The 12,696-nt window shown below is 42.7% G+C and carries 7 protein-coding genes; 1 reads left to right on the top strand and 6 read right to left on the bottom strand.

The window, feature by feature from the left end; all coding sequences use genetic code 11:
• Positions 1-167 precede the first annotated feature (167 nt).
• The 6 genes from DLD82_RS13285 to DLD82_RS13260 form a co-directional block, all read right to left on the bottom strand.
• A complete protein-coding gene (locus tag DLD82_RS13285; protein ID WP_109941616.1) occupies positions 168-3,413 on the bottom strand; it encodes a type I restriction endonuclease subunit R in 3,246 nt (1,081 codons plus the stop codon).
• Complete coding sequence (locus DLD82_RS13280; RefSeq protein WP_109941615.1) at positions 3,410-4,627, bottom strand: restriction endonuclease subunit S; 1,218 nt, start codon at positions 4,625-4,627, stop codon at positions 3,410-3,412. Before DLD82_RS13280 ends, DLD82_RS13285 begins: the two co-directional genes overlap by 4 nt.
• A 140-nt stretch (positions 4,628-4,767) precedes the next feature.
• Complete coding sequence (locus DLD82_RS13275; RefSeq protein ID WP_109941614.1) at positions 4,768-6,207, bottom strand: ApeA N-terminal domain 1-containing protein; 1,440 nt, start codon at positions 6,205-6,207, stop codon at positions 4,768-4,770.
• 97 nt (positions 6,208-6,304) lie between these two features.
• Positions 6,305-7,423 carry a PDDEXK nuclease domain-containing protein gene (locus tag DLD82_RS13270; RefSeq protein WP_109941613.1) on the bottom strand — a complete coding sequence of 373 codons (1,119 nt, stop codon included), beginning with the start codon at positions 7,421-7,423 and terminating at the stop codon, positions 6,305-6,307.
• Positions 7,420-9,516 carry a class I SAM-dependent DNA methyltransferase gene (locus DLD82_RS13265; protein ID WP_109941612.1) on the bottom strand — a complete coding sequence of 699 codons (2,097 nt, stop codon included), beginning with the start codon at positions 9,514-9,516 and terminating at the stop codon, positions 7,420-7,422. The genes DLD82_RS13270 and DLD82_RS13265 overlap by 4 nt, the downstream gene beginning before the upstream one ends.
• Positions 9,517-10,136: 620 nt before the next feature.
• Positions 10,137-11,579, bottom strand: a complete 1,443-nt coding sequence (locus tag DLD82_RS13260) for an MFS transporter (protein WP_109941611.1) — start codon at positions 11,577-11,579, stop codon at positions 10,137-10,139.
• Between the two features lie 106 nt (positions 11,580-11,685).
• On the opposite strand from DLD82_RS13260, the gene DLD82_RS13255 reads away from it, so the two are divergent.
• The gene (locus tag DLD82_RS13255) at positions 11,686-12,690 is read left to right on the top strand and encodes a TIGR00341 family protein (protein ID WP_109941610.1); all 1,005 of its coding nucleotides are present in this window, start codon (positions 11,686-11,688) and stop codon (positions 12,688-12,690) included.
• The last annotated feature ends 6 nt before the right edge of the window (positions 12,691-12,696 follow it).

The raw sequence follows: 12,696 nt of genomic DNA, 5'->3' as shown, positions 1-12,696 counted from the left end.
TGCATATTAGTCATCTTCGTCCGTCTCAATAATAATTGAAAATTTATATCGGTTCATGTTTTCAGCCTTGGTTATCTTATGATTTGAATATTCCCTCACCAGAATTTACCGTTTCCCCTTCTCATTTATGATATCCGCAATCTCCCGGAAACATCCCTATTCTGGTATTATAACTCATACTGCTCTTTCACATAATAGGGTGAAGGAATCTCCGGATAAACCCGGTACACATGTTCATACACGATTTCTGCTTTCTTCTCCACTTCATCATCGGTGTATGACTTCACCGGAAGACCGGTATCTTCACTATAGAGGTAGTTCCGGATTGATACCAGTACCGAATCACGGGTAGATTCCTTCTCTCTCCAGTGATCAATCTTGAGTTTCTCAGCCTTAAGTGTCTTTAAAAGATCAACAGACACCTTCTTTATCCGCTTAATCTCTTCGGGTGTCAGTTTTTCTTTACGAAGGAGATCATAGATAGCAAGTGACTCTTCATCAAGTTCTTCCCTGATAGCCCGGTGAGATTCATCATCCAGATCCTGGATAAATTTGAGAAGTCGGTTCCAGGTCTCTTCAATGGTCACCCGGTCCTTTTCGTTGTTGTATTCATCAATGATCTCTTCGTAATGTTTCTGAAAATCGGTCCGGAGCGGGTTTTGTGAGAGGAGTCGCTCTACCTTCTTATCGATGACGTCCTTGAGCATCTGGACAGAGGTGTGTTTTGACTTGGCTTTGGCAAATTCCTGGTTCAGCCGGTAAAAATCTATCTTACTAATATCATAGATTTTCCCCGGTTCCTGGTCCGGGTCTGGCTGAATGTCAATTGCACTATCAACGACTTCGTGAAGTTTCCGGATGATATAACTGATATCTGCCTGTTGTCTGTCATCCTGCAGGCTCTTGTAAATGATATTGATGGCATCGAACTCCTGCCGGTGATCATTCACTCCATCTATCGTGATACATGCCTTGAATTTCTTGAAGACTTCCCTGCACATCACTTCAAACCGCTTTCTAGTCTGGTCATTTTTGTTTGCGACTTCCTTGGCTGCGACGATGGCAGCATTTCGTTCAAATCCGGTCTTCGTGATGATATTGTCAAGTGGTGTATTCCCGGCGGCCAGGAAACTTTTAACAAATCCGATTGCTTCCGCAAGGTCGGCGAGGAGTTCTTCTTTCGGTCTGGTGGGATCATTCTCTCCTCTGTCTCCTTCTCTTCCGGAATCACAGGTTCCTGCAAAGGTTGCAAGGGCTTTTCGAAGGTTCTTGAGTATACCACAATAATCAACAACGAGACCATTATTTTTCCCCTCTGCTACCCGGTTGGCCCGTGCTATAGCCTGCATGAGGGTATGGGCCTTGAGTGGTTTGTCAAGGTACAGGGTTGAGAGACTGGGAACATCAAAGCCGGTCAGCCACATGGCACAGACGATTGCTATCCGGAATGGATGTTCCGGTTTTTTAAAAGCCGATTCAAGGTCTATCCGTTTCCCGTCCTCTAGGGTAAATCCTTCCCTGATGAGCTGGCGGTGCTCTTTTATCTCTTCTTCAAGGCCCCATTTCCTGAACTTTTCAACTTCGTTCTGCTCCTCGCTAATGACGACGACCATCTCGGTCTCTTCCATCCAGGCGATCTGCCTTTTCCGGAAGAGTTCTTCCTGTTCGTCTGCTGCATGTTTTGCTTCGGATGTGAGAAGGTCTATCCGGTTCTGCCAGCATTTCCGGAGGAGTTTATGCATCCTGACACAGGTCACCTTGTCGATACAGACGACCATTGCTTTGCCTGATTCCCATCCGGTTGAGTAATGCTCAACAAGGTCATGGGCAACCTGCCTGAGCCTTTTTTCAGCGGTTATGATATGATAATCCCGTTTGAGTTCGTTCTCTATCCGCTGCCGGACATTGATGTCATCAAAATCGGCTTCTTCAGACTGTGAGATCTCTTCTATCTTTTTAAGGATCTGGTCGTTCAGGTCGGTTGTTGAGATCCCCAGTTTCTCTCCTCGTGCGTCGTAATAGAGGGGAACGGTGGCTCCGTCTTCAACGGCCCGCTGAAAGTCATAGGTGGAGACATAATCACCGAATACCCGTTTTGTGATCTCATCATCTTTAAAGAGCGGGGTTCCGGTAAATCCGATGAAACTGGCATTGGGGAGGGCATTTCTCATGTTGAGTGCAAGAGTTCCGTACTGGGTCCGGTGTGCCTCGTCGGTGATGACGATGATATCGTCCCGGCTGGTGTATCCGATGTCCGGGTCCACATCCTGGTTGAACTTCTGGACCAATGTGAAGATATGAGATTTGTGCTCGGTGAGGAGTTGGGCCAGATGTTTCCCGTCCGATGCCCGGCAGGGATCCTTATCATGGTTGACTAGTTTACACCCGGCAAAAGTCTTGTAGATCTGCCCGTCAAGGTCGTCCCGGTCGGTGCAGATGAGGAAGGTGAAATTTCCCCCCAGTTTCCGGTGTATCTTCCGGGTGAAGAAGACCATCGAGTAACTCTTCCCTGAGCCCTGGGTGTGCCAGAAGACCCCGAGTTTTCCTTCCCGCTGCTTCCGCTCCTGTACCGCTTCGATTGCCTGATTGACGCCGAGGAACTGGTGATTCTTGCCTAGGATCTTAACGGTGGGACCGAGTGAGTCGTCAAAGAGGATGAAGTTCTCGAAGAGATCCATGAAGTTCTTCTTGTCACAAATCCCCTTGAGCAAAGTCTCCATGTCAACAACCCCCGGATCCTGTTCATTCAGTCGTTTCCACTCGTGGAAATGCTCATATTTGCTGGTGAGCGAACCTATCTTTGCCTTCTCGCCGTTTGCCAGCATGATGACGGCGTTATAGTGGAATATATGGGGAACGGTGTCTTTGTAGTCTGCGAAATTCTTCCGGTAGGCAACCTCAAGATCCCGGTGCATGTTCTTGCATTCGATAAAGAGGAGCGGGATTCCGTTCACAAATCCCATGATGTCCGGACGTTTGCGATAGATATCCCCCTTTACCCAGAGTTCACGGACACAGAGGAAATGATTGTTCTCCGGATGGGTAAAATCGAAAATCTTCAGGACGGCCTGTTTCTCTTTGTTCTTCTCATTCCGGTACCTGACCTTCACCCCTTTTTTGAGAAGGTCGTATTTCTCCTGATTCGTTGCAAGGAGGGTCTGGGCCGAGCTGACCTCCGAGATCTGCCTGATTCCGCTCTCATATGCCTCGTCAGGGAGGTCTGGGTTTAGTCTTCTGAGAGCCAGGTTCAGGTATCGGGTCAGTATGATCTCTTTTTCGGATCTCCTGCCAAGGGTTCCGTCAACACCGAGGATCTCGTCGTTATAGGCATAGACAGAGTCCCACCCGAGGTTATTCGTGAGATAGTCTGCGGTGGTCTGCTGGACGAGGAGGTCTTCGGTGTAGGGGGTCATACCGGAATCACTCCGTTCATCAGGCGGGGAAGGAGAAGATCACGAGCTTTTATAAGGTTTTTATTTTCTCGGTCAAGAATCTCTATTTGTGTAAAAAGAGGTGCAATTGTTGAATCAAAAAGATCCAATATTTTTTGAGGCGCTAATAGAATTGGATATTCACTAAAACAACTATTTTGAACACGTTGCCTTCCAGATGAGCCAATCATACTCTTTATAGCATTTTCTCTGAAATCATGTGTCCTCGATAAACAATAAACAAAATAAGGACTTACCATTTTCCCTCTAAAAACAATAAATTCCGTTGAACCACATGCTACTTCACTCTCATCTAAATAATTTACAAATGAAGTTTTCCCATTTTCCAAACAGGGAGTTATTCTTGCGAATAACACATCATTATTTTTAAATTTAATATTCGTTGATTTTTCCCGAATTTCAATTTCCTCATGTTTAATAATCATCAAACCTTCGTTTAATGCGGACATTGGAATATAGCGTATTGTGGAACTTGAATCTACTTTTGTTTTAGGATTAATTTCAACAATTTTAGGAAATATTTCACAATTCCACCCTTCCGGCACCCCATCTACTATCTTCGTATGCTCATGTCCGGGAAACCGGAGTCTGACGAACCATTCCTGGTAGAGGAGGCGGGCGGCTTCTTCGAGGAGCTGGATCCGGCGGCGGTTGTTTTCGATGAGGTCGTCGTATGGGGAAATGATTTTTACGATTTGTTTTTGTTGGTTCAAATTAGGATACAAAATTTCCAAATTAGACAAATCTGATGCTCGAATACCTGCTTGAGCACATTGTCTAACAATAGATGTAATCCCTGAATATGGTGTTTTAAATAAATAGTAATAAAATTTTGAATCTGCAAGAGTTGGATTTAGTCTTATTCGAATTAAATGCGATTCAAAAGTTGTTGGTTCAGATTGTTCTTCAACATACGAACATTGACCTGCTCCTGACAAAACAAGTGATTGTCTTGCAAAAAGTAAATCCCCTGCATTTAGTGTAAAAATAGTTAATTCTCGCTCATTCATGGGCACCCGTTCCATTGGAATGTCGCCAATGAAAGAGTAAGCAAATAATTCCCCCATATTAACCATCCGATATCCTTGACCACGAACAGAGGTGGGTCTGGTAAGCCCATTTTTTGAAGGTATTAAAAATAAATCTGAAAACTTAATTTTTTGAATATTATTCATATTTATCTGTTTAAGAACCTAATTTATCTGAATTTTAAAAATTATCATAATCAATTTTTACTCAAATAAATGGAAAGCAACCTCATCATTAAGCCAGGACTTTTGCATATACATAATCTGTAATGAATTTCTGAAAGGGATTAAGTTTCATGAGAGTTTTTCAACCCTTGGTTTAATTGAATTTTTTCAAAATATCTACTATGTATAATCATCTTATGGATAGATTCCTCATCAAACCCAATCTCTCGGTAAAACATAAGATTTAGGAGCAGACTTCCTTGAAGCATCCAGATGTAAAGTTGAAGATCTTCTGTCTCCTGATCCTCTTCCCGGTGGATAAAAAAATCCCTCCTATCAGCCACTTTTTTTGCCCATTCAGGAGGCTTTCCAAATATTTCTATAATTACTGATCCATGTTTATCAACACAATCCCTTAGTAATTCCTTGATTCGTCTTTGAAGTGAGTACTGATCAAAATAAGATAATTTATTCTCCATACTAGCCTTAAAATCTTGAGAAATGTCTACAGGAATTTGATTCAATAGGTTTTTATATATCGTTTTGAACTCTTCTTCCGTGCAAAATTCACCGGAAAACTCCGTACTTCTTCTATGGTACACTTCCAATGCTTGTATTACTTTTTGGAATGAATCTTCCAGATGAAGTGGTTTTCGATAATGAATTGAGAAATAGAGATCTATACATGGTTTTACTCGATGACAAAAAGATATCCAATTACCATAATATTTAGGAAAATTTGAAGATATCTTTCGATATGAGAATAACAACTCACTTGGATGAATTCGCTTGTTTTCTTGATTGAATGATCTGATTCGTTGGTAAATATCAATCTGAATAGTGTCTGAATTCTCCTCACTATCTGGATCTGGTTTAATATATCCAACAAATTTATATGGATAACTAGGCTTTTGTATCGCCAATGTAAGAAAATTACAAAAATCCGCTGAGTACCTCGTATTCATTTCATGGACTCCTACTGGATTTTCAGGAATAAATTTTACAAAAAACTCTGTTTCAGCAGAAAATTTATGAATTACAGGAACTGGTTCAACTTTTACTTTGTGTTCATACAAAAAATTCAGTGACCCTATTCCCGGAATATAATACTCAGGTATTGTTTCAGGCTTGTATTCAACAGAGTAGCGATAAATCGACGATTCTACATTATTTTCTATAGTATAGAAAAGGATCTCATGCCCTAACCAATCATCAAGATTAGTGAAGTAAATACAAAATGAATCAAATCTGACTGCATCAAGATCAAGGAAAAGGCCTCCCTTTAATATTACATGAACTTTGTAAGTAGCAGAGGGTATTCCCGGAATATTGATAGAAGAGGATATTTTCAAACATTTAAACAATGAATAATTCTTCCCAGATTGAGAAAGACCAAGAATTGTTATCCGGTCACCGGTTTGCCCAGTTTTTTCTAAATCGTCAAAGTCACCAAATATCTCTATAGTTCCTCCAGTATCTGGATCATATACTAATTCACCAGCAATCTGTTTTTCCGGATATTCAGGCTGCCAAAAATATCCAATTTCCTTAAATGACTCCATTTATAACTCCAACATTCAAATTTTCATATTATCAAAACAATACTGATATCTGATTCAAATTAGGTTTTTAGATTGATCATCCTATGCAACATAACATCTATTTATATTCCCCTCCCCGGATCTGCCTCTCAATAAACCTCTGCATCTCCTCCTTCTTCGGCAATTCAAGGAGATAACGGGAGACAAACAGATTATTATCCATCCCGGCAAGGGCATACTCAACAAGAGCCTTCTCCTTATATGTACACAGAAGTATCCCAACCGGAGGATTATCCCCTTCGGTCATCATATTCGCCCGGAACCAGCTCACGTACGTATTTAACTGCCCGATGTTCTCATGATTGAAAGGTTCCAGTTTAAGTTCAACCAGCACATGGCATTTGAGTATCCGGTGATAAAACACAAGATCCACGAAATAATGACTATCTCCAATCAGGATCCGTTTCTGCCTCCCCTCAAAACAGAATCCATGACCCAGTTCAAGAAGAAACTCCTGCAGTTTGTCAAGGAGCTGATCCTCAAGATGAGACTCCCCCATAACCTCACAGGGTTTCAGACCAAGAAACTCAAAGATATAGGGATCTCTGATATTCAGTCCGGGTGCAATCTTTTCGGCTTTATCATGAGCCATGGCAGAAAGGGCACTCTTATCTATCGAGAGACCGGAGCGTTCATAGTAGAGGCTATGGATCTGTCGTTTCAGTTCACGGACTGACCAGTTCCCCCTGATACATTCCACCTCATAAAAGGCCCTCTTTGTCTCATCTTCAATCTCAATGAGTTCAGCAAAATGAGTGAAGGAGAGTCGGGTAATGAGAACTGATCCCTCAGGATGCAATTGTGGAGTCACTGACTCCACAATTTGATTCTCCATGATACTGTTTGGAATCTCAATAAATCCGGAAAATTGAGGAGGTAATGATCCACCAATTCTAGGGTACGTGATATAAAACTTTCGGTACCGGTAGAGCTCACGGCGTTCACACCGGGGAAGACCCTCTCCCATGAGTGTTTTCGCAAGCTGATCCATGAGCCGTTCACCATACTCTGCCCGATCTGAACCTGACCGCTCATACTCCTCGATATAATATCCAATCATCCAGTTCCGGAGCGTCAGACTGATATTTACTGCCCTGCTTGCCTGGGTGGATAACTCATGGTGAATGCGGCTGATAGTTGTTGCAAGATCCGGAAAAGTTAAGGGATGAGTTTTCATATCCCAAGCTCCCGGAAGTTCTTCTGTATTATCCCGGCAAGCTCTGCCGCTTCTGCATTCAGGCCTTCAAGTTCGATATGAATATCCCGGAGAGCCTCTTCAAAGTCAAACTCCTCATCCACCTCTTCCGGAGCAACACCCACATATCTCCCCGGAGTAAGACTCCAGTCATTTGATTCAATCTCTGACCGGGAGACGCATTTAACCAGACCTTCCACATCCCGGTAGGTTCCGTCCGGGAACCGCTCAACCAGCCAGTGAGCCTGCTTCCAAAAATACCTAACCTGTTTCAGATCGAAAACCAGTTCCTCCCTGATACCTTCAGCATCTTTGAGAATTCGGTTCATATCCCGACCTGACCAGAGATCAGACCCCTTTGCCTGATCATCCTTCTCGCAGGTCTCAATAAGCCGGGTTGCAAGTTTAGATATCAGATCTACCTGGGTTACCAGTGCATGACTGTTATCCGCAAGAGAAGAAAGCCGGTCAACAGCTTTCTTCAGTCCCCCGTTCGAGGTGTCCTGCTTCTCCCAGAGTTTCAGTTCATGAGATGTAGCCTTCGCAAATCCGGTAATCTCTTCAGAAACTTGCGTAACCTCTCCTTCAAGCTCGGAGAAGATCTCTTTCGCTGCATGATCCCCGGCAAGTCTGATGATATAGGGCCGGGCGGAGTCCAAAAACAGGGTCATCTTCTGGCAGAACTGATTGAGAAGGTTTTCGTCTCCGGAATTGACCGATGATTTTGCCTCTTTCAACATTGTCTTACAGTAACGGGATACCAGCTGCAGGTATCGCTCAGTCTCACCCCGGTACAGCCAGACAATCGCAAGAATATTCTGCTCCTGCTCAGGACTGAAATCATAGATCTTCCGTGTCACCTTCCGGAAGATATTCCGGGCATCGATCATCAGGACCGAATCCTTCATCTCTTCCGGTTTGGCCTTGTTTAAAAACCAGAGTTCACACGGAACTGTCCGGGTGTAAAAGAAGTTTGACCGGATAGAGACCATGACTTCAACCGCCCCGGTCTCCACAAGTTTCTGCCTGACTTTTGCTTCGTCCCTACCTGCACTTGATGCCTGGGAAGACATCACAAACCCGGCCCGGCCCTTCTCATTCAGGTAACTGTAAAAGTAACTGATCCAGAGATAGTTCCCGTTCGAGACTTTCTCATCCTTATTCACTCCTGGAAGACCGAACGGGAGCCGGGAATCATTCTTTACCTTATCGGCATCCACTTCGTCAACATTGAATGGCGGATTTGCCATCACATAATCCGCTTTCTGAAAGAGTTCATGGGGGTCCTGGTAATAGGTTATAGCCTTCAGGATATCCCCTTCCAGACCATGAACGGTCAGGTTCATCTTAGCAAGCCGGATGGTCGTTGCATTCTTCTCCATCCCTTTGAATGTCAGATGCTCAGTCGGACTCTGGTTCAGCCGCTCTACAAAATGAGCACTCTGGACAAACATGCCACCCGAACCACAGGCCGGATCAAGCACAATACCATCTTTCGGTTCTATGATATTGGCAATAAGTGATACCAGCGATACCGGGGTGAAAAATTCTCCGTTATCGTGGGCTTTGAGGTCGGCAAACTGGGTAAGGAAGTACTCATATATCCTGCCGAACACATCCCCTGATGCCTGTTTTAGCTCGTCCGGGTTTAAGATCTGAAGAGTCTGTTTCAGGACATCATTCTCAATAGCCCGGTATTCTTCTTTTGGAAGTACTCCTTTGAGATTATAATCCTCCTCTATTGACTCCATCGCAGCAATGATTGCACCGGCACGGTCACTGCTATCCGGAAGAGAGACCAGGTAATCATACTGGGCCTCATGCCGGAGATAGATAGCACTCTTCTGGGAGAAATCCTCCTTGGTGAGAGCACGGGTTTTTCCGCCACGTTTTGGAAGGGTCTTTTCAATCTCATCCTTTAGCAGGAGATATCTACTGTATGCATGACGGAGGAAGATAAGTCCCATCACGGGAAGGAAGTATTCATTGCTGGCAAAGTTGGAGTTTGCACGAAGATTATCCGCTGATTTCCAGAGGCGTTTCTCGATTGCTTCGATGAGTTCAAGTTGTGGCATGATATCTTTTGATATTGTATAGAATCCGGTTATTCGGTTTAGATTTTATATACGATAAATGGATTTATTTGGATGATCAATCCGGTCTTAATGATCATTATTTCTTACATCCTTCCGGTTTGCTTTCCGCTGGACAATTCCGAATATCGGGTAGTTGACTTCCGGGAAAGTTTCAATTTTTTATGCTTATCAGATGTTCATTAATGATTGATATTTCGTCATAGAAGAGGAGGATAAGATTGTATCTTTAGTATCTTCTTTTGACTTTTTTTTGTAACAATTTATATGTAAAATATGGGGGCTCTATTATGAAATTGGAATGTAAATTACACTATTATAGGATATCAGAATGATTCATACAGAACAGATAAAAGAGAAAGGTATACCAACCGAGAAAATTCTTGATGTATATATTGGTTCGGTCAGCGAGCTTAATTCGGTAACTTCAGAAGGACGTATAAGATCTTTATAGCGTATATGAATTTCATAGAACACGGAGCACACACCCGGACGGATGCCAGTTGAAGCAGTTGATCTGGTCATGATGTAAGGAAGTCTTTATCCGAAAAAAAAAGGAATAACCATCCCCTGAAAAACCAGGCCAGGTCATATAATTCTTTTTATACTCCGGGTTCATAAGGTCCGGACATGGGAATTTGTTGTTCTCTTACCAAAAAGATTAGAATCAGGCCGATAATCTGCATAACCATATAAAAAAAGAAAGCAGATTGAAATGCGGGCATTATCTCTGCAGGTTTAATAGTATGAGCCGCAACCATCGCCATTTTCGGACCCATCGTAAATCCGGCAACAACCATTGTCAGGGCAACACCCAGTGATGAACCAAGATTTGTCATCATTTTTGAGAAACCTGAAGTAATGCCCCGATCCTTTTCTGGAGATTCACCCATAACTGCACTCATTAACGGAGCAAATGCAATACCCGCTCCGGCTCCAAGAATGAACAAGTACATTACAACCTCATAGGCATGGCTGTGTATTGAAAGAGTGGAAAGCAGGAATAATGCGATAATACAGATAATAAAACCTACAATGATAGGTTTTTTTGTTCCGATTACATCAGACATTTTTCCTGATATCGGCCCGGTCAGGATGTTTCCTATTGGCAGAGCTAAAAGAAGGGCTCCGGATGTTCCTGTCGGGAGTTCTTTTACAATCTCAAGATAAAATGGCATCAGGAACATTACCCCTGCAAGTCCTAACTGAAGTATCAGGATATCTCCGTTATGAAATGAATATGCACGGTTTTTAAACAGTGAAAGGTTTAGCAGGGGTTCTGCACTCTTTTTTTGTCTGAAAATAAACATAATTCCAAATAAACATGCAATAACCAGGGCGATAATACCCGTCATGACATCTGGGCCGGTGATGGCATTTAATCCGGATATCAGGGTGAATAAACTAATGAAAAGAAAAAGTACTGCAGGAAAATCCAGTTTTGCATCTGGTTTGGAGGGTTTTAATAATGGAATGCACAAAAATCCCAAAATTATTGCAAGGACACCAATGGGAATGTTAACAAGAAAAATGAACCTCCATGAGAACATACTGGTTAAAAATCCTCCGATAACTGGACCTAATGCCACCCCAAGCATGGTAAACATGGCAACAAGACCCAACGCCTGTCCCCTGACCTTTGATCCAAGATATGCTGTAACCATGACCGAACCAAGGGCTGCAATGACCGCTCCTCCTACGGCCTGAATCATCCGGAAAAAGATGAGCAGATCAATTAGCGGGGCAAAACCGCATAACGCAGATCCGATAGTAAATATACCAAATCCGGTCAAAAATACCATTTTATATCCTTTCATATCTCCAATTTTTGATGCTGCGAGCAGAAGGCTGACCAGGATGATAAGGTAGGCATTCAGAACCCAGGATGCCTGAACGGTGGGAATATCAAAAGCTTTTGCAATACTTGGAAGAGCAATGTTTACGATGGTTGCATCCAGACCTGCCATAAATGAACCCAGAGAGACCACCAGAACAATAATGAGTTCTTTTTTGGTCATCCGTGCAGATGATTCGGTATTATCCATTGTATGTAAAAAGTATCTTTTATACATAAATAACGATCAATTTGGATAATATTGCTTCAGTTTAAAATTAGGGAAGAGTTGAGGATTGAGAAGATCGGACGATACTATGTTAGAAAACGTAATTAAAATAGGACGGTTTGACAGGTCTTACCTGCCTGAACTCCAGGAAAAAGTATTCTTTGAAGGTAAAAATGCTCGTCGGTTCCAATTTAATTATTTTATTCTGCTAACCCTGGCTACCATCATTTCCACGTACGGTGTCATATCCGGGTCTACTGCAACGGTCATCGGGGCCATGATAATAGCTCCTTTGATGACACCTATCATGGCAACCACTCTTGCCATTGTCCTCGGTGATAGTAAAAGGACATCAGAAGCTCTTGGAATGGTCATTATCAGTATTTTTTATGTAGTATTTCTGGCAGTTCTGCTTTCCATCTGGGTATCACCTTTTGGTATCGATTTCCAGGTAAACCAAGAGATTACATCCAGAACTTCTCCGGATATTTTTGCTCTTTTTGTTGCCCTGGCTTCGGGAGCTGCCGGAGCATTTGCCATGAGCAAAAAGAGTATCAGTGATTCTCTTCCGGGAGTTGCCATTGCAATATCATTAGTTCCCCCTCTTTCAGTGGTAGGTATCTCTTTTGCCAAGGGACAGTGGGATGATGCATACGGTTCATTGCTTCTCTTTTTAACTAACTTTTTTGCGATTTTAGTGGCCGGAGGTGCTGTGCTCTGGATTAGCGGAGTCAATCCCGGATGGATGGATGAAAAACAGTTCAAACATCGGAAAAAAACCTTTATAATAGCAGTTGTATGCACGATAATCGTTGCAATGCCATTATTTTTTTCCGGTCTTGAAACTATGAACCATGCCAAAAACGACAATACAATTTATATTTTGACAAGTGAATGGCTAACAGATAGTTCCTACCATCTGGAAAAATATACCTTTCGTATGCCAAATTATTCAGCAACTATTTATGGTACCGGAAAAGTTCCCCCGATAGAAGATCTTCAAAATAGTATTGAAAAGAACCTGAAAACATCAATAAATGTAGAGGTAAGGGTTATTCCGGAAACTGTTTTATCTACTTTTCCGGAGATATAATGCTCC

The organism is Methanospirillum stamsii (assembly GCF_003173335.1).
In the GTDB taxonomy this organism is placed as follows: Archaea; Halobacteriota; Methanomicrobia; order Methanomicrobiales; family Methanospirillaceae; genus Methanospirillum; species Methanospirillum stamsii.
Note: the sequence above shows the minus strand (reverse complement) of the source record. Positions and strands in the feature narration are given on the sequence as shown.

Excerpts from the sequence above, each read along its gene's own strand:
- DLD82_RS13285 (WP_109941616.1), bottom strand. The coding sequence starts at position 3,413 with ATGACCCCCTACACCGAAGACCTCCTCGTCCAGCAGACCACCGCAGAC.
- DLD82_RS13280 (WP_109941615.1), bottom strand. The coding sequence starts at position 4,627 with ATGAATAATATTCAAAAAATTAAGTTTTCAGATTTATTTTTAATACCT.
- DLD82_RS13275 (WP_109941614.1), bottom strand. The coding sequence starts at position 6,207 with ATGGAGTCATTTAAGGAAATTGGATATTTTTGGCAGCCTGAATATCCG.
- DLD82_RS13270 (WP_109941613.1), bottom strand. The coding sequence starts at position 7,423 with ATGAAAACTCATCCCTTAACTTTTCCGGATCTTGCAACAACTATCAGC.
- DLD82_RS13265 (WP_109941612.1), bottom strand. The coding sequence starts at position 9,516 with ATGCCACAACTTGAACTCATCGAAGCAATCGAGAAACGCCTCTGGAAA.
- DLD82_RS13260 (WP_109941611.1), bottom strand. The coding sequence starts at position 11,579 with ATGGATAATACCGAATCATCTGCACGGATGACCAAAAAAGAACTCATT.
- DLD82_RS13255 (WP_109941610.1), top strand. The coding sequence starts at position 11,686 with ATGTTAGAAAACGTAATTAAAATAGGACGGTTTGACAGGTCTTACCTG.